This window comes from Shimia aestuarii, assembly GCF_022814865.1.
GTDB classification, from domain to species: Bacteria; Pseudomonadota; Alphaproteobacteria; order Rhodobacterales; family Rhodobacteraceae; genus Shimia; species Shimia aestuarii_A.
On sequence record NZ_JAKVRD010000017.1, the window covers coordinates 34,508 to 59,008 of the forward strand.

The following is a 24,501-nucleotide window of genomic DNA, read 5'->3' on the forward strand; positions in this document are numbered from 1 at the left end:
AAATGGTCCTGGTCATGGAGAGCGACGGCTCCCTGACCCCGTCCCGCTCTCAGAGCAGCTTTGCTCGAAACTACAATGAAGGGATTGGTCAGAGTTCGGCCTCCGATGGGATCGCGATCTTCGGCGAGGTAGAGGCCGAGCAAGAGGGCGTCCAAGTCGCGGCCCTTGCCCGCCCGACTCCCCTGCCCCGCGCCGATGTCCTCTCCGGGATTCAGACCACGGCCTTGCGCTATGCCGGCCATCCCGGCCTGCGTCGCGCGGGGCTTTCCGTGACGGATTGGCTAGCTCTCTATCGAGCCAATATCGAGGTTGAGAGCGCCTACCGGCAGGATGCGATTTCAAGTGCAGGTGCCATTGGCCTTGGTCAATTGATGCCAGCGACGGCGCGTGATCTGGGCATCGACCCGCGTGATCCGCTGCAGAACCTCGAGGGCTCTGCCCGCTACCTCGCGATGATGCTGGAGCGCTTCGGCGATCCGCATCTGGCGCTGGCGGCCTACAACGCCGGTCCCGACGCCGTGCGCCAACACGGTGGCATTCCCCCTTACCGAGAAACCCAGAACCACGTGGCCCGTGTCATGGCCGTCGTGGCCCGATTGGAAGGATCAAATTCGTGAAACAGATTTCAAACCTCTTTGTCGCCTCGCTGGCGCTATTCCTGTTCATTGCCGAGCCCGCCCTTGCACAGAGCATCGATCTCTCCCCGATCCAGAGCTTGTTGCAGGGCATTGTCGATGCGCTGACCGGCCCTCTTGGTGTGGTCATCGCCACACTCGCGGTCCTCGGCGTTTTCTTGAGCTGGTTCTTCAACATCATCGACCTGCGCCAAGCGCTTTGGGTCCTCGTGGGCATCGCTGGTGTTGCCGCCGCTCCCACCATTGTTGCCGCGGTCTTCGCCGGTGGCTGAACGCTCGCCCCTCTTTCTGGGCCTCGTGCGCCCGCCGAAGCTTCTGGGCCTGCCCATCATGTACGCGATGGTCTGGCTCTTCGGCTCTGTGCTCTTGTTCGTCTGGGTCCAGCACATCGCGGTGCTGGGTTTCGCCGCCCTGCTCTATCCGGTGCTGTGGAAGGCCGCAGATTGGGACCCGCGTTTCATCGACGTGATGATGACGGCCCTGCAGGAGACACCGCCCACGCGCAACAGGTCCATCCATGGCGGGGACAGCTATGCCCCGTGATGACGCCCGTGGTGCTGCGCTCGATGCCCGCACAATGACGCCAGACTGGTATGCGCGCGAGACCCGCCTCGCGCATATGCTGCCCTATGTAAGCCTCGTCGACGACCAGACCGTGCGGACCCGGGTGAACGAACTCTTCCGCTGCATTCGGCTCGAGGGGATCAACAGCTACACGACCGACGATGCCTATCTCGACAAGGTGACGGCGCTTTTTGCCCGCATCGTCGCGCAGCTCGGGCCGGAATTCAGCTATTACGTCCACAAGGTCTCCAAGGCCATCAAACCTGATCTCGACCCGATCCGTGAGGACAGCTTCGCAGGCGAGGTGGACCGGCGCTGGCGCGCAAAACTCGAGACCAGCGGGCTGCGCGACAAGACGCTGACGCTCACCGTCATTCACCGTCCGCCCCCGAAAAGCCTCCTGCCGTTCCTGAGCCGCAGCGCGCCGGACCGACTGAAGGAGGAGACCCGCAAACGCCTGCAGCGCCTCGGTGAGGCCGTGAACGTCTTCCTCTCGGGGCTTACCGAGCTCAAGCCGCGCCTGCTGTCAGCAGGATCGGGAGAGTTGGTGGGATTTTTGGGCGCGCTGAACACGGGCACCGAGCTGCCGCTCTACCCGGCCAACACCTACGGCTTTCTGTCCTTCAACGTCGCCAATACCCGCGTGACGTTTCACGGCGACCATTTCGAGCTCTCCGAGGGCGTCGTGGGCCACCGCTACGGCAAGAGCTTCACCATCGGAGAATACTCGGAAGGCACCTCCTGCACCATGTTCGACATGCTGAACCTGCCAGTCGACATGATCGTGACGCACTCCTTCACGCCGATCAATTCGAACCTCATGGCGGGCCGCATCAAGCGGCAAAAGCGCCAGATGCAGGCGAGCCAGGACGCCGCCCTATCGCTTATGGAAGCGCTCGACATCGCCGCCGATGATCTGGAGGCCAAACGCCAGAGCTTCGGTGAGCACCACATGGTCGTGACGATCTTCTGCGAAACGCTCGAAGAGCTGCAGACGCTCAGCGCCGAGATCGTGAATGCCGCCGCGACCGAGGGCGTGAAAATGATCGGCGAGCGGGTCGCCGCAAAGGCCCATTACCTCAGCCAGCACCCCGGCAACCAGCCCAAGCGTGTCCGCGCGAGCGCCGTCACCAATCGCAACTTCGCGGATTTTGCGGCCTTCCACCGGACGCAGCTCGGCAAACCCGCAGCACTTACCCCTTGGGGCCGGGTCGTCACTTATTTGCCCACGCCGGAGCAGAGCGCCTACCGGTTTTCCTACCACGAGCAGGGCAGCCCGGACAAAGAACCGACCAGCGGGCATACCCTGATCATGGGTCGGCCCGGGTCGGGCAAATCGGTGCTGTCCGCCTTTCTGATGACGCAAGCCCGTCGCGCAGGCGCGCGGATCTTCGTCTTCGATTACCGTCTTGGTATGGAGATGGCGGTCCGCGCCAATGGCGGGCGCTACGCGTCCCTGAACGCCGGTCAGCCCACGGGCCTCAACCCGCTCTGGACCGAGACCGATGCGCGCGGCACCGCCTGGCTCTCGGACTGGCTTGCCACCCTGCTCTACCGCGCCGACAAGCCGCTCACTCCTGCCCAGACCAATCGCATCCAGGAAGTCGTGCGCCAGAACGCGCAGGCCACAAACCCGGCCCTGCGGAACTGGCGGGATTTCGCATCGCTTTTTGTGTCCACCGACGATGGCGGCGATCTGCACCAGCGCCTGCTCGAATGGACCGAGGACGGCCGCTATGGCTGGATCTTCGGGCAGAGCCTCGAGGACACGTTCTCGCTCAAGGGCGATGTGGTGGGCTTCGATCTGACCGGCATTCTCGACAGCGAGGCCGACAAGGAACGGATGGCGGTCCTGTCCTATCTCTTCCGCCGGGTCGAGCGCGAAATCGAGGACCGCCGCCCCACCATCATCGTGATCGACGAGGCCTGGAAGGCCCTCGATAACGCGTATTTCGCCGAGCGGCTGTCGAACTGGCTGGTGACAGCGCGCAAACAGAACACGGTCGCGGTGATGATGACGCAATACGCAAGCCAGCTCGAGCGCACCCGGACCGGCAAGACCATCATCGAGGCGGTGCCGACGCAGATCCTGCTCCCCAATATCCGCGCGCAGCCAGCGGACTACGCCATGCTGAACCTCACGGAGAAGGAGCTCGATGTCCTTCTCAACACGGGCAGCAACAGCCGCTTGGCGCTGATCCGCGACGATCAGGGCTCGATCGTCGTCGATGCCGATCTGAGCGCGCTTGGACCCAATCTCACCATCCTTGGCGGCATGGAAAAGGGCGAAGCGCTTGTCGGCGCCGATTACCGCGACCGCCCTGATTTCTGGAGGCTTTCATGACCCGTATTTTGATGTTCGTTGCCGCGCTCGGTGCGTTGGCCTCCTGTGCCCAGTACCAGGAACCGCAGGCCAATTGCTTCACCTTCCTCGCCTCCACGACAGCCATCTCGCCTGATTGCACCTTCACGCCCCTTGGCGCACCGGAGGGCGACATTGAAGTCTAGCCTGCCTCATATCCTGGCCCTTTGCCTGCTGCCCGGTCTCGCTTTGTCTCAAGGCGTGCCGACCAATGACAGTGGGCTGACCGCGCGTGACATCGTCGAGACTGGCGATCGCGAGGCTGACTTGGCCGTTCAGGCCGACAAGCTTGCCGTGCGCGAACTCATTGCCGAGATCGAACGGGAGCAGCTGGAAACCCTGCAACGCATCCTCGATGCCCAGACCAGCTTCGGCGGTCAGGGCTTGCCGGCTATGGTCTCGGGGCTGGAAAGCGGCAGCGGGGATCCGGCCCGGTCAGTCGAGGCGGTCTATGGCAATGCCGACATCGACCCCAATCCCGGCGGTGCGCAGATGTTCGGGGATGCGGCGGAAAACATCGAGCAGCTCATTATCCGCGTGGCTCAGGAGACCAGCGGCTTTGCCGGCGTTGGCCGCGCGGGCCTCTCCCCGGTCCAATGGCGCGCACTCCTACAGGCGCTGATCTGGCAGGAAAGCCGTTTCACCATCGGTGCACGCTCTCCCGTCGGCGCCTTTGGCCTCACCCAGATCATGCCCGGTACCGCCAGCGATCTGGGCATCAATCCGGAATACTATGACAGCCCCTACCTGCAGGTGCATGGCGGTGCACGCTATCTCGCGACACAGCTCAACACCTTCGACGGCAATATCATCAATGCGCTCGCGGCCTATAACGCGGGACCCGGCCGGGTTTTCGAGTATGGCGGCGTGCCACCCTTTCGCGAGACCCAGCACTACGTCCAGGTGATCCCCGAACGCTATAACCTCTATTTGACCCGTATCGGCGGGATCGAAGCGCTTGGCACGATCGACCCCGCGCTTCTGGCCAATGCCAACCTCTCGCTCACTGGGCACGGCGCGGCCTTCTATGGCAACAACTCACCCGCCGCGATCAGGCAAGCCGCCCTACGTATTGCGGATATCGTCGAACGGATTTCCGAGACCGAGGATGTGCAGGAGAGCGTTGCGCTCAACACTTATGCCCGCGCCGAACTCGTGCGTCTCGTGGCCGCCCGCATCCGGCTTCAGGCCGCCCGCACCCGCGTGCTCTCCGCCGAAGAGCTGGCCCAGGCCAGCGCCCGCATGGCCGAAGGCGCGTTCATGGATTTTACGATCAGGGAGATTGAATGATGGGACATCTGCTCTTGAGGACAGCTTTGGCCACGACACTTGGGGTTGGTCTGCATCTTGGCGCCCTATCCCCCGTCCTCGCGCAAGGCGTGCCCGTCGTCGATACCCAGAACATCGCGCAAAACATCCAGCAGCTGCGGCAGATGATCGAGGACGAGATCTTGCAAAACGAGCAGCTGACGCAGCTCCGCGAACAGCTCGGCCTTCTCACGGACCAACTCGCGGAGCTGCAAAGAACCTACGAGGCCCTCACCCGCCTCGCCGAACTGCCGGAGATCATCCGGACGGAAATGGAAGACGAGTTGAATGGTCTGCTCGACCAGGAGTTCGGCGACATCCTCGCCACGATTGAGGCGATCAAGACTGGGGATTTCTCCGGCCTGTCCGGTTCTGGCGCAGGCGAGATCGAAACACAGATGGACCGGGTGCTGGCCGATCTCGGATTTGACGATGACACCCTCTCGGAAATGGCCACCAGCGGCAATCCCGGGGCCAACCGCGTGGCGACGCAGGCCACCACCGGTGCCCTTGTCTCGGCCGCCGCCCAGAACAGCTATGAGGATGCCGGCCAATCGCTCGAGCGGGTGGACCGCCTTGTCGGGCTCATCGACGACATGGATGAGCTGAAGGAAAGCGTCGATCTCAACACCCGCGTCACGGCGGAACTGGCCATCGCGCTGGTCGCCATGTGGCAGCTCGAAGCGGTGCAGACCGTGGGCGATGGCACAGGCGGCGTGATCGATGCCGCCACCATCGCCGAAGAGCAGCGCTTCATGGACTTTACGCTGCCGGACCTGCGCGCAGACTGATTTGAGGCATGACGCGTGGCGAGTGAACAGGAAATCATCGAAGAAGAGCTGGTCTATGGTGCTCTGCGCCGTGAACGCCTCTGGCAGCGCCTTGGGCTCATCGGGCTCATCTTCGGCATTCTCGGATGCCTGAGCGCGGCGGCTGTCGCGATCCTCGATGTCGATCCGCCGCCTGTGGTCGTGCCCTATGATCCCGCCACCGGCTTTGCCCTGCCCGAGGCTTCGGTGGGCGCGACGTCTGTCACAGCCAACCAGGCGATCATCGAGGCGGAGGTCTTCCGCTACGTGACCGACCGCGAGGTCTATAACCAGCTCGACAACGATCTGCGCATCCGCAGCGTCCTGCGCCGCTCGGACGGAGCTGCCGAGAGCGGGTTGCGCCAGATCTGGAACAGCGCCAACGAGAATTACCCGCCGACCGTCTATGGCCCCAACGCCAGGCTCGACGTGGAAATCCTCAGCATCAACCGGATCGGAACCAACCGCGCGACGGTCCGCCTGCGCAAGCGCCTGACGTCCATTAACGGCACCCAGACCGGCCTCTTCACTGCGACGCTTCTCTTCGAGTTCCGCCCGGAGACCCGCCGCTCCATCGACGAGGTCTGGACCAACCCCTTCGGCTTCACCGTGCGCGAATATTCCATCCGCTCCGACAGATTGGAGAACTGACGTTGTTGTATATGAGATCGCTTATTTTTGTCATTGCCCTGTTGCCCGGCCTCGCCTCTGCCGAAACCATCCCGCGTGGCGGTCCCAACGACAGCCGAGTGCGCTTGGCCACCTACCAGGAGGGTCAGGTCTACCGTCTCAGCGTGTCGCTCACCCATGTGACCACGGTCGAATTCGGTGAGGGTGAAAGCATCCGCTCGATCATCGCGGGCGACACGGAAGGCTTCGAGATCGATGGCGTCCCCGGTGGTCAGGCCTTTGCAATCAAGCCCGTCGCGCGCGGTGTCCATACCAATGTGACGGTCTACACGAACAGGCGAAGCTACTATTTCAACGTCGAGGAGGTCCGCAGCCCGACCTTCTACGTTGTGCAGTTCCGCTACCCTGACGACGCTGCGCGCCCGATCCGGGCCATCGCCGCCCAAGCGCCGAACTACAATTACGGCGCCAGCGCGCGGACCGAGTTCACGCCAACCCGCATCTGGGATGACGGGACGTTCACGTATTTCGCCTTTCCAAGAAACGCACCTGTGCCAGCGATCTTCCGCTACGCGGGCGGCCGTGAACGCACGGTCAACACGCAAACCCCTGAGGACGGTGTGATCCGCGTCAGCGGCGTAAACCGCCAATGGGTCCTGCGACTTGGCGAAGAGGTGGTCTGCATCGAGGCGATCCCGCCCGCGGAGGCCGCCTCATGAGCGATACCGAGAACACCGAGCTGGAAAAACGCCTCGCCGCCCTTGAGAAAGGCAGTGCCCGCGCCCCCACGGCGGCGCAGCGCCGGTCGCCCCTTCTCGCGCTGATCGTGGTCCTCGTCATCGGCGCGGGTGGTGCCCTGCTTTATCTTCTCTCACAGCCCGACGAAGAGGAAGCCTTGCCGACGGCCACCCCGGATGTCTTCCAAAACGAGGGGGACGGCTTTGGCGCCATCGAGACCTTGCCCCCGCCCGAGCCCGAGGTTGTGTTTGTCGGACCGGATCCAGTCGAGCCCAACGCGGAGCTTCTGGCGCAGATCACCGCGCTGCAGGCCCAGATCGAGGAGTTGCGCAACGCCCCTGAACCAGTTGTCGAGGAAGACACCGCTGCCGCAGATGCGATTGACGCGCTGACCGCGCAGATCGCGGCCCTGCAAGCCGCGTCGGAAACCGCGCAACAGCAGTTTCGCGATGAGCTCACGGCGCGCGACCGCGAACTGGAGCAACTCCGCATGGACCTTGAGCTCGCGCAGCTTGAGGCCAACCGGCCCCTTCCGGCACCCATCGGGCCCACCGAGGACGAGTTACGCGCGCGGGAAGAAGAGCGGCTCCGGCGCGAGGAAGAAGCAAGACGGCTCGCGGAACTTGAACGCCGCGCCGCGGAGGAACGCGCCTTCCAGGAGCGGCGCATCGCCTCGCCGACCATCGCTTTTGGCGGTGCCTCCGGAGCGAATGAAACAGCTCTGACCGAACGCACTTTTGGCGAGGTGACGGATTTCGTGCTGAACGGGGCGCTGCCCTCTACCGTGACGCAGGCCGAGGTGATCGCCAATCCCTCCAACACGATTCTACAGGGCACCATGATCCAGGCCGTCATGGAAACTGCCCTTGACAGCTCCCTGCCCGGCCAGACCCGTGCCGTGGTGTCCGAGGATGTCTACAGCGTCGATGGCGCGCGCCTCTTGATCCCCCGCGGATCCCGTCTCATCGGGCGCTACCGCGCTGGCGTCGATATCGCGCAGCGCCGGGTCACCATCGCCTGGGACCGGATCATCCTGCCCGCGGGCCAGACCGTCCAGATCAGCTCCTTCGGAGGTGATGAACTGGGCCGTTCTGGCGTCACCGGTTTCGTGGACACACGCTTCGCCGAGCGTTTCGGGTCGGCCGCCCTGATCTCGCTGATCTCAGCAGCACCCAGTGCTGCCGCCTCCGAAGTCCAGGATGAGACTGCCGCCGACGCTCTCGAAGACGTTGGCGATGATCTGGCAGATGCCACGGACAGCGTCATAGGCGATTACCTCTCCATCGGCCCCGTCATCTATGTCGACCAGGGCGCCCGCGTCACGGTCATGGTCGACCGCGATCTGGAGATATTCTGAGCCCATGTCGCTGAGCTATCTCGAAACCTCGCTCGACCGGATCGACGCCGCCGCTCGCGACGATGTCATCGAGATCTGCATCAACCCTGATGGCACCTGCTGGGGCGAATTCCAGGGCGATCACTTCATGCGGAGGCTGGACCAGGCGTTGACCGCAACAGAAGTGAAGGACCTCGGCAACCAGATCGCCTCTTCCGCCAACACAACGATGAGCAAGGACCGCCCGATCGTCTCGGTCTCGATCACCTACAAGGGGCGCCCGATCCGCGCACAGGTCATCACCCCGCCTGCCGTGCTCTCGGCCATGTCGATCAGCCTTCGGTTCTTCTCAAGCCTGCCGCTTGACGGGATTGCGCTTGATTTCCTTTTTGGCAAGGAACGCAAGCTTGAAGAACTCCGCCTCGAGAAAACCCACGAACTGCGCGAAGTGGTGGCCGCGGGCGTGATCGACGATGCGCTGGCCTTTTGCGTCGACAACAAGCTTAACATGATCGTCTCTGGCGGCACCTCCACCGGCAAGACCGTGGCTGCACGCAAGATCCTCTCGCACGTGCCATCCGAGGAACGCATCGTCACCATCGAGGAAGCCGCCGAGCTTCTGCCGACCCAGCCCAATGCCGTGACCCTCATCGCCAATCGCGATGCGGAGTTCCAGACCGCCGATGTGCTGCTCACCGCAACGTTGCGCATGCGCCCCGACCGGATCATCCTGGGCGAGGTGCGCGGCAAGGAAGCCATGACCTTCCTCGAGGCGATCAACACTGGCCATGGCGGCTCAATGACCACGCTGCACGCAGAAACCCCGCAACTTGCCGTGCAGCGTCTGGCCATCGCCGCACTCAAGACCGAGATCCCGATGACCTATGCCGACATGATCCAGTACATCGAGAACTCCATCGACGTAATCATCCAGGCCGGTCGCCATGATGGCAAACGCGGCATCACCGAATTCTACCTCCCCGGCACCAATGAGATCGGAGCTTCCCAATGAAAACCTTTGAATACGATATCCTGTCCTTTCCGGTGAAGAAGCAAAAGGACTACGACGAGGTGCGACGTGCTTTGAATGAGCGCGGCGCGGAAGGGTGGGAGGTTATCACCGCCGAAGCCGGCGACTACGGCTACACCACTTTCTTGAAGCGTGAGACTGGTACAATGAAGGCGGCATCGGAATGACACGGGCTATCGCAGTCGCTGGCCTGCTCTTGATCTTTGGCACAACTGCTGGCGTAGCCGAGCGGAACCTGATCCCGACGCTCGACAACCACCCAAATGTTTGCCCAGACCAGCCACCTGAGCCGAAGTGGATGCAGAACATCAATGTGCGCGAATCCTATAAGCGCCTTTTAATCCAACAGATATATCGGGCTCAAAGCATGGAGCGCGTCGTAGAATCGCAAAACTGCGACTGTCCCACGCGGTATCCATCTTGGGCAGCAGCCGAACGCGTATACATCGAGCATTTCGCCGCATCTGAATACTGGGACATCGTGGAAGCGACTTCCGCATACCGACGCCAAGCAAATGAGCTTCGACGCGAAGCCATGCCTATCTGCGAAGCCACCGGAAACTGGTAGGTCTCCATGAGTGTCGTCACCTATTTCGTGGAAACCGCTGAAGGCTATCTCAATACCGCTGCCGAGACGCAATTCGGCGCGGTCGCCGCAACGGTCGGCACGTTGCTGGTTCTGGGAACAACACTAGTTGTCATTCTGGTCTTCATCAACATGATCTACCAGTATCGCGCCATGGACGGCCGAACTGCCTTTTGGCTGGCCGTGAAGGTCGGACTTATAGGGGTCTTCGCGGCCAACTGGGTCCAGTTCAATGCGCTTGCCTCAGCAATACTGAACGGAATTGACAGCATTGCCGGCGCCCTTGTGGCTTCTGTCGGCGGCGGATCACCTGGTCCGTCCGGTACCTTTGCAGAGGAATTTGACGAACTGATTGCAGCGCTAGGGGATTATCTGAATGCTGCGGGATCTGAGCTGAACTGGATGGCGGGTGCCTTGCTTGACACACTTGGGGTTCTGCTGCTCTCGATTCTTGGCGGGTTGGCGGCATTTATTGTTGTGGCGTCCCGGCTCATGATCGCTCTGCTAATTGGCATTGCGCCAGTGATGATCTTCTTGACCCTGTTCGAGGTGACCAAGGATTATTTCGCACGCTGGCTTTCGGCACTGATTTCCTTCGCGATATACCCGATCGTCGTTGCCGGCGTGTTCGCGACCATCACGGGTGTCTCGCGTGCGCTTCTTGCTAAGCTGGGCGACCCGGAAGGCGCCTCCAACATCGGTGCGCTCATTCCGTTCTTCATGATGGTGCTGATGGCAAAGGGATTCATCATAGCAACGCCATTCCTGGTTCGGGCGATTTCTGGAAACATCATGATGCCAGCACTCTCGGCCGGATTCGGGGGAAGCTATGCCTTTGCCCGAGGACTCGCAGGCAGCCAACAAGTCTACAACCGGTACGCCATCGGAGGTGCGACTGGCGCGGAATACGCAGCTCTGCGGGCGCGACAATTCTTTGGTGTGCAAGCGTTGCCAAGCCGACCCAATACTGCGGGAGGGCCAACCGCTGCTGCTCCCGGCGACGGGACCGGCGCAGGAGCCCGGATGCTGGCACAGCTTTCAAGGTTGGGACGCCTTGGCAAGCGGTGATGGCGCGAAACGAAGTGGACATCTGCGCATCCCATCAACGCAGCGGCGCAGGTTTTTAAAGCAGACCATAGTCATTAATGGAATTTTGGCGATGCCTATTGCGGGACACAACATGTTGTTGAAAGGCTATCCTCGATCAACTATGTTAAGAACAAAGCGTAAACTTGTTCGATTCGGTGGGAGGCGCGTCACTCAGGTTTTCCAAGCTAAGGAGCAGTACTGATGAGCGTCGAAACTTCGCATTTCAAAGTCGCCAATGGTGACATGAGCCTAATCAAAACACAGAGTGGCCGTTATATTCTCGTAGACATAAATATTAGTGCCTCTGCTGATGACAAAGATGAGGATGTGCCTGATGTTGGAGCACAGCTTCGCAAAGCGCTTGACCGTGACAGCGACGGACGTCTGTTTATCGATGCATTCTTGCTGACGCATCCGGACATGGATCACTGCTCTGGACTGCAGAACCATTTTCATCTCGGCAAAATTGAGGATTGGTCGCCCGAAGACGACAAGATCGTAATTCGCGAGATGTGGTCTTCCCCAATTGTTTTTAGACGTGCCAGCAGTACCAACAAGCTTTGCGCTGACGCAAAGGCTTGGGCGACAGAAGCGCGCCGGCGCGTTGAAATGTTCCGCCAGGACAAAGATATCGAAGACGGAAGCAGAATTTTGATCCTGAGCGAGGATGCGGACGGCAAGACGGATGATTTGGCCGACATTCTGATCAAAACGGGCGAGACATTTTCCGAGATTTGCGGCGTAGCAGATGACAGTTTCAAGGCGGTCTTGTTGGCTCCGCTGCCGGTCACGGACGATGAAGACGAAGAAGAGTTGCTCAGCAAGAACAACTCTAGTGTCATCACTCAGTTTACGCTTGCGAAAGATGATACCGAAAACGCCGCCCAGTACCTGTTTGGTGGTGACGCCGAAGTGGCGATTTGGGAGAAAATTTGGGCAGAGTATTCTGAAACTCCCGAGGTTCTTGCATATGATGTCTTGATCGCGCCCCATCATTGTTCCTGGCGGTCACTGTCGCACGACAGCTGGTCCAAAAAGGGAAAAGATGCGGTAGTTTCTGAAGATGCCCGATCAGCTCTTTCGCAAGCAAACGGCGGTGCAATAATCCTGGCGAGCAGTAAGAGTGTTATAGACGACGACAACGATCCGCCCTGTATCCGCGCAAAGGAAGAATATGAAGCCATTCTGAGCGAAGCGGAAATCAATGGGGAGTTCCGGTGTTTAGAGGACGAAAAAGGTGACAAGCCGCTAAAGATGGAAATCACCGAACATGGTCCAAAAGTCGCCTCCCTGAAAATGGCAGCCGCGATCTCTTCATCGTCCGCTCTTGGAGTCGAGGCACATGCTCATGGTTGTGGGTCAGACTTGGCATGAGTCAGCTGCATGGTAACCGTCGATAATCTTCTAGCCGTTCCCGTAGCCATTGCCCGTGCGATTCGCACACTGGACAAGCACCCTCAAGTAATCGGCATAGCTATTGCGTCGCGGGCTGATGACGATTGTCCGGTGGATGTGACTCTACAAATCAAAACGGAACTTCCATCTCGGTTTCGAGGCGAAAGCCCGTCGGGAGTACGACGTGTCGAGCCCGTCAAACTATCGTTTCCTGTCTCCTTCCCTCTGTTTGCACCGCGCCCGAGTTTACGGGACGACTTTGACCGGTCCCATCCTCACTTACAGCCAAGTGCGGCCGGTGCAGCGCCCGAACCGTGCCTCGTTTTCGGATCTCCACGTGAGCTAATTCAGTCCGGGGGCGGTATTCTTGCGCTTCTCCAGCAACTTCTGGACTGGCTCGATCGAGCAGCGATGCTGAAACTGAATGATCCAAAACATGGTTGGGAATTTGTTCGGCGTGACCACTTGAACGACCTTATTGTTGGAGATGCCTCGCAGATCCGGAGTGTAGTTAAACGTAGGTCCGGCGGGACTTGGCACCGTACGTGGGTTTTTGCGCAGATGGGTCAGTCCGACCCCTACTATCGAATCTGTCTAAAGGGCGATGAGCAGGTCAAAATTGATGAAAAGACACTGAAATCCCTTGGACAGGTCCCGAAAGGTGACAACGAATGGACGGGGTTTAGCCTCGGACTGATTGTCTGGCCCGGCAAGCATCCAAACGGAAAGCCAATCATCTGTGACCGCTATCTTCCAGAGACAGTAGGCAACGTTGCAGAGTTATACGAACGCGCTGAACTCTACGGCTGCGGCAAGATGCTGGCAGAGAGGATGAAGTGGCTGCGTTCGAAGCTCGACGGCTATACCATCAAAAAGGCGTTGCCAGTCACAGTGATATTGATCGCCCGCCGACCGTTCAATCTCATTGGCCAAGCCTCACCTCTTGAAATCTGCCCATATGTGATCGAATTCCAATCTGTGGATGATCTCAAGCCGACATCAAGTGCGATTGTCCGTTTGGCGGGCCACAGAGATTCGATCTCGATCGATGTCTTGAGAAGAACCTCGCATGGTGATCCCAGCTCGCAATGGCTTTCATGGTCCATGCTAGGTTGTGGAAGCTTAGGTTCGAAAATTGCGATGCATCTCGCGCGGTCCGGCCGTGCCCCGATATCGGTCATAGACAACGACACCATGGAACCGCACAACTACGCGCGACATTCCTGCTTGCCGTATTCTGCTGATTTGGATTCGATGTTCTACTCTTCCAAGGCTGGGGAATTTGCGCATGACGTCAGCAAACTTGCGCAGGAGACGGATGGGTATCGGATTGATGCCAACACTGTGCTGCGTACCAAAGAGCTTCGCAGAAAGCTGAAGCTCGAAAAATCCAAAGCACTATTGAACACTACCGCCTCTGCGGTTTTGCGGGAAACCCTGAGCTATACAGATTGGGCGAAGGGCAAGACACCACGGGTGATGGAAGCAAGCCTAATGGGTGATAGTGACATTGGTTTCTTCTCGGTGTCAGGCCAGAGCGCCAACCCCAGTAGCAGCGACCTGATGACCGAGTTTTATCACCATTTACGGAGCGACGACGCACTCCGATCTAAAGTGATGGGCCAAAGCGCTGACGAGATCATCATTGGTCAAGGTTGCTCGAGCTTCTCGATGATTGCCTCAGACACTCGGCTTTCTATGATGGCGGCTCCGCTCGCGAAGCTGACAAGCGACGTGCTTTCCGGCAGGTATGTGGATGAAAGTGGGCAATTCAACATTGGGCACCTGCAGGCCGATGGTCTTTCCCAGAATTGGGAAAGCCATAACGTTGAACCCTATACCATCGTAAAAGGACCCAAGATGGGCGCGCTTGAAACGCGGCTTGCCCGCCGGGTTACGATAGAAATTGACGCTGAAATTGCGCGCAAGCCGGGATCTGAAACCGGCGGTGTTTTGGTCGGGCGCTTCTCGGCCATCGGTAACGTCTTTCAAGTCGTAGATACGATTCCAGCTCCGCCCGATAGCAGATTTTCTAAAACGGAGTTTGTTCTGGGTACCGAAGGTTTGAGTGATCAGCTCGCACAATTATCCAAGTCTTCGGGAAACACTCTCTACGCGCTAGGAACGTGGCACAATCACCTTGCGTCCACTGGTCCCTCTACAACTGATTTCAGTACAGCGGCCAAGCTTGCAATTGGACAGCTGTTTCCCGTTCTGATGATTATCAGAACCCCAACTGGGTACCGTCAGCTTATCGCAGAGGCGGTGGACTTGTCCTCCGAACTCGGAGGAGACGAAAATGCCTAATTTTCATCGAAGAGTTCATGCAGATGGATAAGATGTTCGGTATGGACCGCTACGATAGGACTGCCCGTCTCAATCCGGCGCTTTTGACGCTGTTGCCCGCGCTCCTTTTTGTCTTTGTTTGGTTTCCAGCTGTTTGGACCCAATTGGGTACCATAGCTGCATTTGTCGTCACTTGCGGGGTCCTGTTCGCGTTGACGCGGTTGGCGCGTAAGTTTGGTCAAAATGTTGAGCGCAAAATGGGCAGCCGAGTTGGACGTCTGCATACTGCGTCTTTGCTTTCCCTTTCCGATGATCGTTTACCCAAGACCATGAAGACGAGGTGTCGCTCATACATTGAGAAACATAGCAAGATTATCTTGCCGAGTTTAGTTGATGAGACCCAGGACCCAAAGAACGCTCAGGATGACCGCTTGCTAGCAGTACGTTGGTTGCTTGAGCACACCCGCCCGCAATCAGAAGCAAGCCTTCTGTTGAATGAGAACATTGCGTATGGGTTCGCGCGCAATTTGCTCGGATTGAAACCATTGGGCATTGCAATCACCACCACGGTGGCTCTTGGAAGTGCATATTTCTTATATGATCTCGAGAGCGGGTCGACTGCGTTCGTTCTCGGGGCACTGCTTTGCGGAGCCGCAATTATTGGGCTTTTGATGTGGGTATTTTTGGTGACGAAGAGCTCTGTAGAACACGCGTCTCAGGTCTATGCCGAAAAAATTCTGTCGCTGTGCTTAGAACACTGAGCGAATGCGACACGACAGACCTAAATATGCGGCTGCAAACTTCCTGAACGCGCCCGCCACCCTATCGAGCAACCAGCTTTGCGCCGCCATCCCCCTCTTGCAGCATCGCTTCCATGTCGTCCAAGCCATCGACTGCAGAGCGCATCTGCGCCTCATCAGCTACGCTCGCTGCTTCAGAATCCGCGACGCCGCTGCCAAAATCCATCTCCATCTGGCGCTGTTCCTCGGCGATGACGGCTTGAACGACAGGCGCGGTCTTCTTTGGAGCGGCGTCGGCTTGGCCTGACGGTTGACCATCGCCAGCCTGGCTCGCCCTCTCCACATCGGCTTCTGTTCCCCCTGGCCCATCCGACGGCGGCGTCATCGGCATGGCGCGCACACTCAGCGGCAGCGTGCCCTGCGATCCCCCTCCCCCCGGCTTCGGAAACGGCAGCTCCCCCGTCTGTGCCGCATGGATCGCCTTGAACAGCCGGTCGTCAAAATATTGGATCCGCTTGGCCCGGACAGGCATTTGCGCGTCGATCACCATGACGATCTCGTCGAGCGGCAGACGGCGCGCCTCATCTTCAGGGAGCAATGAGCTTTCTTCGGTCCGTATGGATTGGCTGCGCCCTTCAAAAGGGTTCTTGCCGATGGACTGGGAGCGCGTGATGACGGTCTTCGTGGTCTTGCCGACCGCCTTACTCAGCTCCTCGACAGTCTTTTCATCTGACGGCGTCAGGTAAAGCTTCACGCCCGCGTTGCCCTGCAGGGCGCGGCGGGTGTTCTCGCCGTAGATTTCATCGAGGGCGGGGATGGTTTGGGTGACCACGGCCAAATGGCCGCGATAGGTACGCAGGGTCTCGATGCTCTCGACCACGATGGGCATCTTGCCGAGACGGTTGAACTCGTCGAGCATGATCATCACTGGCCACGGCTCGTCTGGCCCGGGATCCTTTTCCTGCATGGCCGAGAGCAGATCGGAGAAAAACAGCCGGATCAGCGGCGCGAGCGGCTTCACCATCAGCGGCTGGACCACGAGATAGACCGAAAAGGGCTTTTTCCGGATCGTGCGGAAATCAAAATCCGAGACGCTTGTCGCCTCATCGATGGCCGGGTTCTGCCACTGGTCCAGCCCCGAGGTCATCAGGAGCGAGACGTAAGAGGTCAGCGTGTCGTTGTTGGTCGAGGCCAGCCGCGTGAAGATCAGCTTGGCGGCCCTGTTATCCACCTCGTGGCCGCGCGCGAAGTATTCCTTCTGCTTGTTCCCACCCGAGGCCGCGATGCGATAGATCTCGCCCAAGGTGGGGCGCTTGCGCTGGAAGGCCAGCAGGCCTGCTGCCACAAAGAGATCGATCCCGCCCTTGAGGAGGCCTTGCACCCGGTCGTTGTCGCTCTGCAGGAAGAGCGTCGCCAGGAGCTGCAATTCCATCTGCTGGCGGGCAGGATCTTTCAGCTCGAAGATGCGCAGGAGCGGATTGTAGCGATGCGTGCGCTTGTCCTCCCAATCGGTGGGGGCAAAGCGATAGACCTTGTCGCCCTGGGCTGCGCGGTGGCGGGACGTGGCCTCGAAACACTCGCCCTTCACATCGAGCGTCACGGCGGAGCCTTGCCAGGTCAGCAGGTTCGGAATGACAAAGCCCGTGGTCTTGCCGCGGCCGGTGGGGGCCACGATCAGCGCATGCGGGAAGACCTTGGAGCAGATGTACCTGGCGCGGGAGCCCGGCGGCCCCAGTTTGCCGAGGATGAACCCGGTCCCGGGTGCCCCGAAGAAACCATTGGCCTTCATCTCGCGCGCGGTCTGCCAATGGGTCTGGCCAAAGCGTGTCAGAGCGGACCCCGACAGGGCGAGGCTCAGCATCAGGCCGGCGGCGGCGAAGCTGCCGATGATCAGGTGAATAAGTTGGGCGTCCTCCGGGCGGCGGTCCAGGATCGCCAGATAGTTCTGCGCGATATAGGCAAAGTCGATCTCGGCCCCGAAGCCGAGATCCTGGTAGGTCAGCACCGCCGAGGCGATCGTATAGCCCATGGCCCCGGTCACCAGCGTCACAAGCAGGACGCCCGTGGCGATCCGCGCTTTTCCCATGGGCGCGCTCAATGGACCTGACCCCGCTCGGTCTCGCCATCCACGTCTGTCGCGCGGTGTTTTTCGTATTCGGTGTCGGCAAGATCATCGACCACCTGGCGCAAGGCCTCCGTGTTGGCCGTCGCGGCATCGGATTGCAGATAGACCTTGGCGACATAGAGCCGGTCGAGGCGGTCCTCGAGAACCTTCTCCAGCGCATCGGCATCGCCGGATGTGAGCCTCTCAAGTTGACGGTCATCCAGCACCCGCGCGATCTCGCCCCGGAAAGCGTCCCGCTCCGCCTCGGTCTCGAAGGGCGCGGACAACTCCCCCGCCCGCTCATGGTCCAGAACACGCGCAATCTCGTCTGCAAGGCGGTCGGCACGGTCAGACTGCGGCGCAGTTTCACCGCGGGCTGCGAGGAGTGCGTCGCGCGTGCCAGACCCAAGCCCCCCGCGCAACTCGTTTTCGCGGCGGACCTGGTTGATGGCCTCCGTGTCGCGGATCTCGAAGACGGCCGCATAGGTCGCGCCAAGCCCGCGGGCGAGGTGGGACGGCATGTCCGGATAGCGCTCCCTGAATTCATCCGTGACAGCATCTGCAACGGGCGTGCGGACGTCGCGTCCCTCCATGATGCGGTCGACCTCGCGGGTGATCTCGCTGGCGCGGGCCGCATCGGTGATGGTCTCCCTGTAGGGCTCAGACCGGTCGATCACATCGCCGGGACGTGCGAGCAAGTCCGGGTGTGCTGCGAGATACGCGCGCTGCTCCGTCTCGATCCGGCGCTCCGCCCGGGAGACCACCTCCCAATCCCGGTCCTCGATCTGCTGCGCTGTCAGGCCGTCTGCGCGCATCTCCATACGGATTGTCCCTTCCATCGCCCGGACTGCGTCCCGGTGATAATGGAACCGCTCGCTGTCCGCTTCCGCTTCCATGACACCATCCCGGCGCAGCACCTTCTCCTGTTCCAGCATCGTGCCAAGCTCGACATGCACATCGTTGAGAATGTCGCGCGCCTGTTCCAGATCGGCGCGGCGCTCGAGGTTGAGATCCCGCGCTTCGGCCACTTTGGAGAGATCATTGGCGATCCATTGATGCTCGAGCGCTGCATTTGAGGCGCCCGTCTCGATCCGGGCCACCACTTCCGATGTGTTGATCCCGGTGCCCCGTAGTGCCGCGTCAATGCGCGATCTCAGGTCGGGCTCGGCCAGTCGCTCGCGCTGGCTGGCGTCAATATTGGCTTCGGAATAGATACCGCCCTCCGAGGGGGTCTCTGACAGCGTGGATGATCGCAAACCGAGAGGCTGCATGTGCTGGACCTGCGTCTGGATCTCGATGAGACGTTTTTCCAGCACGGGACGTTCCGCGTCAGACTTCTCGGCGATCATGCCCTGCACCCGCGCGAGCTTTTCCGCATAGAGGCTTCTCAGATCCTCAAAACTTTGATCCTCGGCCATATACACATCTCCTGTTCGGTCCACCTGCCCGCCATGCGCCAGCACCTCACCCGCGCGGAAGAGGGCCGCGGCGATGTCTTCGCGGGCCCCGCGGACCTCGGAGGTCTCCCGGGAGGCCTCCACGGCAAGCGAATGGTAGACGGTTCTGGTGTTGGCGATCTCCGCCAGCGTCCGGGTCAAGTCGGTCCCCACGCGTTCCCGCTCGCGGGGCGCGCGACCCTCTTCTTTCGCCGCATAAACCTCGCGGGTAGGGGCTGGGTAATGCACAACCCCGCGATCGACCCGGCGCGTGGCCTCCAGGCGCACGCCGTACTTCTCCGCCTCCTCGACCATGGCGAGGCGGAAGTCGTCATAGTTGAAGCGGTGGTTGCGCCCCAGAAAGAAGAACTCGCCTTCCTGCGAGCGGCGGTTCAGCACCAGATGCGCATGCGGGTGATCGCGGTCCTCATGCACCGCGATGATGTAGTCGAAATGCCCCTTATCAGTCTGGAAGAACCGCTCGGCCACATCCGTCGCGATGTCGCGCACATCCTCCCCACGCGTGCCGATGGGGAAGGACATGAGCATATGGGTGGTCTGCCCAAGCTTCGGCTTGAAGCCCGCATCCCACCGCTTGGCAAAGCGCTCGGTCAGATCCTTGATGTCACCCGCCTCGAGCTTCGCCTTGCCATCCAGAAACCCGCTCGAGTCCACGATATGGGTGGACTTGGTGGTGAGGTAATCGAGCTGGTTTGCGAGCTGCGATTTGGTATGTGTGCCCCCGCCCCGGATCGCCTTGAAGACTGCTGGCCGATGCCCTGCTGCCGCGCGGGTAAGCTGGGTCTGCTTGGCCACATGCAGCCCTTGCATCGAGCCCCGAACGCGGCTCCAGCCATCCCGAAAGACCTCGCCCGTGACGGCATGGACGGCATCATTCAGCCGCATGGGCAAACTCCCTCAGCGCGACCGTGGCCTCCAGCTGCATCGCGTCCCGACGACGGCGCAGAAGCAGATCGATCTCGTCAGCAGAATCCAGGATGAACCGCGCCAGCCCGCGCATCTGCGCGAGGCGCAATTCGGTGAGCTCCGAGCCGGCCCCCTGCCCTTGCCGATTGGCCTGCGTCATCTGCTTGGCAATCTGCGCGACCCCATTGCCGACCTCGTGCAGCGAGGCGCGGTAGCGCGCCATCTCTGCTGCCATCTGCGCGTCCGGGACAAACACGCCGCCTGCCGCCTGAATGAGCCGCCGCAGCCCCTCGGCCCGGCTCTCGATCCCGGCTTCGGCCAACACCTCGTCGAGCGCCGCAAGCTCCGCAGCCGTAACCTTCACACTTACCGCTAAGACCGGGATGGCTGCATCCGTCTGGCGCTCGGCATCAGCTTTGAGCGTGTACTGAATCGCCCGCACCGACACGCCAAACCGTTCCGCCAGCACTGAAGTGGAAATGCCTTCCGCAGCTTCGCGAACGATCTCCAGGCGGTCCGCATCTGTGAGACGTTTTGAGCGCGACATGCGAAGAAAGACCCCCTATTTCCTGCCACCTTCCACCAAGGCTGCCCCTACCTTACGATAATATACTAAACTGTCAATTATATACTTACGTCGCATTCAGGCTCAGGCAGCCTTGGTGTCCGCTTCGCGCCGCGGCCCGCAGGGACGCGGCTCTGCCGCCCTCACCATCGGGCGACCCACCTGTCCTAGGGGTCCCCTTCCCCAGCACCGCCCGAGGGTCTGGCCGAACGCCAAGTGTTCGGACGGAACCGCGGGCGGGCGCAAACCCCACCGACAGGGCGGACAGGCAGGGTCAAGGCGGGTCAGATTTGGCTTGCCAAATCTCTGCCGCAAAAACCGGGAGGCCCTGGCCGATAGGTTTTTGTGGATGGCCCCCTTGAGGCTGACTGGCCGGTCTGTCGCGGCCTGATCATTCCGGGGGGAGTGCGTCCGTTGAACGCGCAGGGACCGGCATCCCTGGAACAGGGATCGGGCCGCCCCAAGATCGTCCTGGGGCGGCCCATCCTCGTCAGAGGATTTATTCCTGCGGTTCCTTCGAACTCGGCGGGAACATCACCAGCTCCGAGACCGCGACCGGGAAGTCGAGCTTGAGGCTGAAGAACTCCGAGCCGTCCCCGTTGCGGGTGTTGCGGAACATCGCGCCGACGCGCTGAAAACGGGTGCGCTCCTGGCCATCGGTATCGGTGAACTTGACGGGGACGGTGGCGACGTAGTGGTTGGTCATTTGGGTATCTCCTTGTTGCGATGGGGATCACCCGGCACGGGGGCAAGAGGCCCGGTCGCAAGCGCAAATGCGGAGGGTCCGCGGCTCCGCCGTGGAAGCCGTATTTGTGCTTGCCGAAGCGTGAGCTGAGGGCACGAACGGGCCGACCCCGTGCGATCCACATCTATGAGCAGAAAGGAGTGATCCGGATGACCCTTGCCATCACGCAGCCGCCACCATCCGCGTCCGCGTCCCACCGAGCCTGGCCGGGGTGCTGACGGAGCCCGCCCGCGTGGATGCGATGTTCCGAAACACGCCCCGAGGAACGTGCAGGTGTTCAGCTTCATATGCGACGTCTCGACCCCTCGCGTCTTGCGATGCTGACGATGTGCGTGAGGTGCGCACCATCCCCAGCCCGCACCGATGCGGATGGGCCGCACTCTGACGGACCGGGTAGAGGGATGGCAGTGCCGGCCGCCGCAGACTGCCGATCACGCATGACCGATCGCACGCGCCATGAGACATGACGAAAGGGCCGCGCCAAGCGCGACCCCCTCTCTTCAATCCTGCGACGCCTTCTTCGCCGGGTCAGCAACCCGCATGACCGTCAAGCCTTTCGCTTCCGCCTTCTGCCCGAGGTTCAGCGCGACCCCGTTGCCGCCGAAGAGAACAACCCCCGTCGCCGCGAACTTGTCGTCCAGCATTTCGTCGTTGCACTTGAACGGTGCCGCCCGCCCATGCGCGGACCAGCGAGGATCGAAGCGCGCCTGCGCGACCCCGCGTGCCCGGGCCCACCGAGCCGCAATCATCTCTGCCCCGTGCTTGCCACCCTTGTGGCAGAGGAAGATCTCCTGGTTGCGGTTCTGCTTGATCCGTTCGCGAACCTTGTCGAGCGTGTTGAAGATCACATCGACATCTGCCCAGTCGGTGGCTCCTGAGACGATCAGGGGAACCCCCTCGACTTTCGACTTCTCGGCGGTTTCACGGTCGTGCTGCTCCAGGAGCTGCCGCGCCTCGAAGACCGCCCCGGTCTCCTGCGCCCGGACGCTTGCGCGCGACCCGGCTGCCGGGATGAAGGCGTGGCCCGTTTCGACCTCGTAGCATTCCGCCGCTGCCTCGCTCATCACCTCGATGGCGCTCACAATCTCGCGCAGCTGCAGAAAGCGCGCCTGCGCCTCTTCGAGCGCGGTCTCGGCGATTTCCGATCCGTCGTGGGATTTTGCCAGCGCGCCGATCTTGTCGGCGGTGCGGTCGACCTCCTTGCCAAGCGCCACCTTGCGGCGCTGCAGGATCGTGGCGAGCCCATGGGCCAGCGGTTCGATTTCCGCTTCAAGCCTGGTCCCGCGCAACTGCCCGAGCAAAGCCTCGAAGCTCTCGCGGATGATGTGGTCGGTCAGGATGTGATCTTCCGGGATCGGCAGCTGCGCGTCCTTCTCGGTCAGCCCGAAAAGTTCGATCGTCTCGTAGGTGTTTGCAGTGTCGTAAGCCATGTCTGGTCTCCAGTGTTCGGTTGAGGAGCCACCACGTGAGTGTGGGGGCATGGCCGAATGCCTGGTTTCCGAATCTGCCCGGGTCAGGGACGGCGCAGCCGCCGGCTTGCCGGGCGCAAAAGTTTTCCGCGCGCAACACCCGACACATGCGCGCGCTCACGCACGGGTTCACCCCAAGCCACCGGCCCCGCCCTCGCCGAAAAGTTTTGCGATCCTTGACGCGGGCTGATTTGGGGGCCATCCGGAGGATATGCTTCCACGCTCATGTGTGTGTGTTTTGACGGTAGGTTTGCCCGACCCGAGCAGGCAAACGGCCCGACCGGACGCGGGAGACGGATGGAGCGGCGGGATCGTTTTGCCCCGCAAAACAGACCAGAGCGCAATCCGGCGGAGCGGCCGGGGAGGGACGTGCTCGCGAGGCGGGCAAACCGGGGGCCTGGGTGCGACGCCGCGGTGAGGCCGCATGGCCGAATGCGCGACGGACCGAAGGGCCGTTCTCCCCTGCGACACGCGAAGCCGAGCGGGGGAGGCCGCAAGGCAAGCATCCAAGTCGATGCTCGAGAGCACAAAACCGACACACTCTGCTTCCAAACAGCGCAAATTGTCTGGTCTGCTGAGGAGTTCGAATGTAGAAAAGACCTTAGTATCATTGAAAATGATCATTCAGAAAGAGCAACTCGACCTTGGCTTCCGCCCAACAACTCATCGGTCTCGTCAAGAGCCACGCAGAAGGGGACGCTGATCGTTTTTACGATCTGGCGATGCAACTCTCTGCGGCTGAAGAGCAGAAGGGACATACCCGTCTGGCTGAACAGTTGCGACAATGGGCCGAAGCGGGACAGAAGCCGCCTTCGAAGCGAACCCCTGCGATCACTCCTATCGCAACACCCCGCGGTGATCTGGCGGAGTTCCTTGCCGCGTCCTATCCGACCGAGCGCCTCGTCGATGTCATCTTGCCAGACAGGATTGAGAGCGAACTCGCGCATCTCGTTGTAGAGACACGAATGCGCGAAAAGCTCGAGGCGAAAGGGTTGAAGCCACGGCGGCGCGTTCTCCTCTCCGGTCCTCCCGGAACCGGCAAGACCCTGAGTGCTTCAGCGCTTGCCGGTGAGCTGCAGTACCCTCTCTTTTCGGTCATGCTCCACGGACTGATCACAAAATTCATGGGTGAAACAGCGCAGAAGCTGAAGATGATATTCGATGCCGTCAAGACGACGCGCGGTATCTATCTCTTCGACGAAATCGACGCTTTGGCCGCGGCCCGGGGCGGTGAGAACGATGTCGGTGAGGCCCGGCGGGTTCTGAACTCGTTCCTGCAATTCCTGGATGAGGATACCGGGCCTTCGATCGTCATTGCCACTACAAACCTGCCGGGAATTCTTGACCGCGCTGTGCTGCGCCGCTTTGATCTTGTTTTGCCATATGTCATGCCCGATGGCCCTGCCATTCGGCAGGCGCTCGAACGCCGTTTGATCGGCTTCTCACTCGCTCGCATGGGATGGAAACGGGTTATAGACGTTGCCACAGGCCTCTCAACGGCCGATGTTGTGGCAGCGGCGGAAGATGCCGCTCGACGTGCTGTTCTGAATGATACCGACAAGATTGCGACACAGGATTTGCTTGATGCCCTCGAACGCCGACGGTCGCTCCAAGAACTAGGGACCGATGACAATGGCACGAGACCTTCGGCACTTCCACCTTCGCAATCTCGGACAACCTCGCCCGTTCCAAGCAAAGGGCGGGGGCGGGTCCAAAAGACCAAGTGATGTCCCCAATCGCGCGGCGC

Annotated in this window: 23 protein-coding genes; 18 read left to right on the forward strand and 5 right to left on the reverse strand. The window is 60.9% G+C overall.

Annotated features, from left to right (window positions below):
• The first annotated feature begins 2 nt into the window (after positions 1-2).
• From MK745_RS14980 to MK745_RS15060, 17 genes are all read left to right on the forward strand, one after another.
• A complete protein-coding gene (locus tag MK745_RS14980) occupies positions 3-617 on the forward strand; it encodes a lytic transglycosylase domain-containing protein (protein WP_243614088.1) in 615 nt (204 codons plus the stop codon).
• Complete coding sequence (locus MK745_RS14985) at positions 614-907, forward strand: TrbC/VirB2 family protein (RefSeq protein WP_008282963.1); 294 nt, start codon at positions 614-616, stop codon at positions 905-907. Before MK745_RS14980 ends, MK745_RS14985 begins: the two co-directional genes overlap by 4 nt.
• Positions 900-1,178, forward strand: a complete 279-nt coding sequence (locus MK745_RS14990) for a type IV secretion system protein VirB3 (protein WP_008282962.1) — start codon at positions 900-902, stop codon at positions 1,176-1,178. The genes MK745_RS14985 and MK745_RS14990 overlap by 8 nt, the downstream gene beginning before the upstream one ends.
• Positions 1,168-3,543, forward strand: coding sequence for a type IV secretion system DNA-binding domain-containing protein (locus MK745_RS14995; RefSeq protein ID WP_197922769.1), 2,376 nt, complete (start codon positions 1,168-1,170; stop codon positions 3,541-3,543). The genes MK745_RS14990 and MK745_RS14995 overlap by 11 nt, the downstream gene beginning before the upstream one ends.
• Complete coding sequence (locus tag MK745_RS15000; protein WP_008327378.1) at positions 3,540-3,707, forward strand: hypothetical protein; 168 nt, start codon at positions 3,540-3,542, stop codon at positions 3,705-3,707. Before MK745_RS14995 ends, MK745_RS15000 begins: the two co-directional genes overlap by 4 nt.
• On the forward strand, positions 3,697-4,851 hold the full coding sequence (locus MK745_RS15005) for a lytic transglycosylase domain-containing protein (RefSeq protein ID WP_173585991.1): 1,155 nt from the start codon (positions 3,697-3,699) through the stop codon (positions 4,849-4,851). The genes MK745_RS15000 and MK745_RS15005 overlap by 11 nt, the downstream gene beginning before the upstream one ends.
• Positions 4,851-5,660 carry a type IV secretion system protein gene (locus tag MK745_RS15010; protein ID WP_040884167.1) on the forward strand — a complete coding sequence of 270 codons (810 nt, stop codon included), beginning with the start codon at positions 4,851-4,853 and terminating at the stop codon, positions 5,658-5,660. The genes MK745_RS15005 and MK745_RS15010 overlap by 1 nt, the downstream gene beginning before the upstream one ends.
• Positions 5,661-5,675: 15 nt before the next feature.
• Positions 5,676-6,329, forward strand: a complete 654-nt coding sequence (locus MK745_RS15015; protein ID WP_043755065.1) for a virB8 family protein — start codon at positions 5,676-5,678, stop codon at positions 6,327-6,329.
• Positions 6,330-6,340: 11 nt separating this feature from the next.
• On the forward strand, positions 6,341-7,027 hold the full coding sequence (locus MK745_RS15020; protein ID WP_173585992.1) for a TrbG/VirB9 family P-type conjugative transfer protein: 687 nt from the start codon (positions 6,341-6,343) through the stop codon (positions 7,025-7,027).
• Positions 7,024-8,403: a TrbI/VirB10 family protein gene (locus MK745_RS15025; RefSeq protein WP_043755071.1), complete on the forward strand. Its 1,380-nt coding sequence runs from the start codon at positions 7,024-7,026 to the stop codon at positions 8,401-8,403. The genes MK745_RS15020 and MK745_RS15025 overlap by 4 nt, the downstream gene beginning before the upstream one ends.
• Before the next feature lie 4 nt (positions 8,404-8,407).
• Positions 8,408-9,394 carry an ATPase, T2SS/T4P/T4SS family gene (locus MK745_RS15030; protein WP_043755074.1) on the forward strand — a complete coding sequence of 329 codons (987 nt, stop codon included), beginning with the start codon at positions 8,408-8,410 and terminating at the stop codon, positions 9,392-9,394.
• The gene (locus tag MK745_RS15035) at positions 9,391-9,579 is read left to right on the forward strand and encodes a hypothetical protein (RefSeq protein WP_054540613.1); all 189 of its coding nucleotides are present in this window, start codon (positions 9,391-9,393) and stop codon (positions 9,577-9,579) included. Before MK745_RS15030 ends, MK745_RS15035 begins: the two co-directional genes overlap by 4 nt.
• Complete coding sequence (locus MK745_RS15040) at positions 9,576-9,980, forward strand: hypothetical protein (protein WP_082386782.1); 405 nt, start codon at positions 9,576-9,578, stop codon at positions 9,978-9,980. Before MK745_RS15035 ends, MK745_RS15040 begins: the two co-directional genes overlap by 4 nt.
• Positions 9,981-9,986: 6 nt before the next feature.
• Positions 9,987-11,066 carry a type IV secretion system protein gene (locus MK745_RS15045; protein ID WP_243614089.1) on the forward strand — a complete coding sequence of 360 codons (1,080 nt, stop codon included), beginning with the start codon at positions 9,987-9,989 and terminating at the stop codon, positions 11,064-11,066.
• Positions 11,067-11,288: 222 nt separating this feature from the next.
• Positions 11,289-12,461 (forward strand): metallohydrolase, encoded by a 1,173-nt coding sequence (locus tag MK745_RS15050; protein ID WP_093412170.1) that lies wholly within the window; start codon positions 11,289-11,291, stop codon positions 12,459-12,461.
• A gap of 9 nt (positions 12,462-12,470) precedes the next feature.
• Positions 12,471-14,789, forward strand: coding sequence for a ThiF family adenylyltransferase (locus tag MK745_RS15055; protein WP_243614090.1), 2,319 nt, complete (start codon positions 12,471-12,473; stop codon positions 14,787-14,789).
• Between the two features lie 23 nt (positions 14,790-14,812).
• Positions 14,813-15,529, forward strand: a complete 717-nt coding sequence (locus tag MK745_RS15060) for a hypothetical protein (protein WP_131815006.1) — start codon at positions 14,813-14,815, stop codon at positions 15,527-15,529.
• Between the two features lie 61 nt (positions 15,530-15,590).
• Here the strand turns inward: MK745_RS15060 and MK745_RS15065 are convergent, their stop codons facing one another.
• From MK745_RS15065 to MK745_RS15085, 5 genes are all read right to left on the reverse strand, one after another.
• Positions 15,591-17,594 carry a type IV secretory system conjugative DNA transfer family protein gene (locus tag MK745_RS15065; RefSeq protein ID WP_243614091.1) on the reverse strand — a complete coding sequence of 668 codons (2,004 nt, stop codon included), beginning with the start codon at positions 17,592-17,594 and terminating at the stop codon, positions 15,591-15,593.
• Positions 17,595-17,602: 8 nt separating this feature from the next.
• Complete coding sequence (locus MK745_RS15070; RefSeq protein WP_243614092.1) at positions 17,603-19,954, reverse strand: relaxase/mobilization nuclease domain-containing protein; 2,352 nt, start codon at positions 19,952-19,954, stop codon at positions 17,603-17,605.
• Entirely contained in the window at positions 19,941-20,522 is a 582-nt protein-coding gene (locus tag MK745_RS15075) for a helix-turn-helix domain-containing protein (protein WP_243614093.1), read from the reverse strand. Before MK745_RS15075 ends, MK745_RS15070 begins: the two co-directional genes overlap by 14 nt.
• A gap of 517 nt (positions 20,523-21,039) precedes the next feature.
• Complete coding sequence (locus MK745_RS15080; protein ID WP_243614094.1) at positions 21,040-21,246, reverse strand: hypothetical protein; 207 nt, start codon at positions 21,244-21,246, stop codon at positions 21,040-21,042.
• A 539-nt stretch (positions 21,247-21,785) separates the two neighbouring features.
• The gene (locus MK745_RS15085) at positions 21,786-22,715 is read right to left on the reverse strand and encodes a DUF2493 domain-containing protein (protein WP_243614095.1); all 930 of its coding nucleotides are present in this window, start codon (positions 22,713-22,715) and stop codon (positions 21,786-21,788) included.
• A 683-nt stretch (positions 22,716-23,398) separates the two neighbouring features.
• Here MK745_RS15085 and MK745_RS15090 point away from each other — a divergent pair.
• Positions 23,399-24,481, forward strand: a complete 1,083-nt coding sequence (locus MK745_RS15090) for an AAA family ATPase (protein ID WP_081536350.1) — start codon at positions 23,399-23,401, stop codon at positions 24,479-24,481.
• Positions 24,482-24,501: the final 20 nt, after the last annotated feature.

Bases quoted from the DNA above. Each gene is read 5' to 3' on its own strand.
- MK745_RS14980 (WP_243614088.1), top strand. From the start codon at position 3: ATGGTCCTGGTCATGGAGAGCGACGGCTCCCTGACCCCGTCCCGCTCT.
- MK745_RS14995 (WP_197922769.1), top strand. From the start codon at position 1,168: ATGCCCCGTGATGACGCCCGTGGTGCTGCGCTCGATGCCCGCACAATG.
- MK745_RS15000 (WP_008327378.1), top strand. From the start codon at position 3,540: ATGACCCGTATTTTGATGTTCGTTGCCGCGCTCGGTGCGTTGGCCTCC.
- MK745_RS15010 (WP_040884167.1), top strand. From the start codon at position 4,851: ATGGGACATCTGCTCTTGAGGACAGCTTTGGCCACGACACTTGGGGTT.
- MK745_RS15020 (WP_173585992.1), top strand. From the start codon at position 6,341: ATGAGATCGCTTATTTTTGTCATTGCCCTGTTGCCCGGCCTCGCCTCT.
- MK745_RS15025 (WP_043755071.1), top strand. From the start codon at position 7,024: ATGAGCGATACCGAGAACACCGAGCTGGAAAAACGCCTCGCCGCCCTT.
- MK745_RS15030 (WP_043755074.1), top strand. From the start codon at position 8,408: ATGTCGCTGAGCTATCTCGAAACCTCGCTCGACCGGATCGACGCCGCC.
- MK745_RS15035 (WP_054540613.1), top strand. From the start codon at position 9,391: ATGAAAACCTTTGAATACGATATCCTGTCCTTTCCGGTGAAGAAGCAA.
- MK745_RS15040 (WP_082386782.1), top strand. From the start codon at position 9,576: ATGACACGGGCTATCGCAGTCGCTGGCCTGCTCTTGATCTTTGGCACA.
- MK745_RS15045 (WP_243614089.1), top strand. From the start codon at position 9,987: ATGAGTGTCGTCACCTATTTCGTGGAAACCGCTGAAGGCTATCTCAAT.
- MK745_RS15050 (WP_093412170.1), top strand. From the start codon at position 11,289: ATGAGCGTCGAAACTTCGCATTTCAAAGTCGCCAATGGTGACATGAGC.
- MK745_RS15055 (WP_243614090.1), top strand. From the start codon at position 12,471: ATGGTAACCGTCGATAATCTTCTAGCCGTTCCCGTAGCCATTGCCCGT.
- MK745_RS15060 (WP_131815006.1), top strand. From the start codon at position 14,813: ATGGATAAGATGTTCGGTATGGACCGCTACGATAGGACTGCCCGTCTC.
- MK745_RS15065 (WP_243614091.1), bottom strand. From the start codon at position 17,594: ATGGGAAAAGCGCGGATCGCCACGGGCGTCCTGCTTGTGACGCTGGTG.
- MK745_RS15070 (WP_243614092.1), bottom strand. From the start codon at position 19,954: ATGCGGCTGAATGATGCCGTCCATGCCGTCACGGGCGAGGTCTTTCGG.
- MK745_RS15075 (WP_243614093.1), bottom strand. From the start codon at position 20,522: ATGTCGCGCTCAAAACGTCTCACAGATGCGGACCGCCTGGAGATCGTT.
- MK745_RS15080 (WP_243614094.1), bottom strand. From the start codon at position 21,246: ATGACCAACCACTACGTCGCCACCGTCCCCGTCAAGTTCACCGATACC.
- MK745_RS15085 (WP_243614095.1), bottom strand. From the start codon at position 22,715: ATGGCTTACGACACTGCAAACACCTACGAGACGATCGAACTTTTCGGG.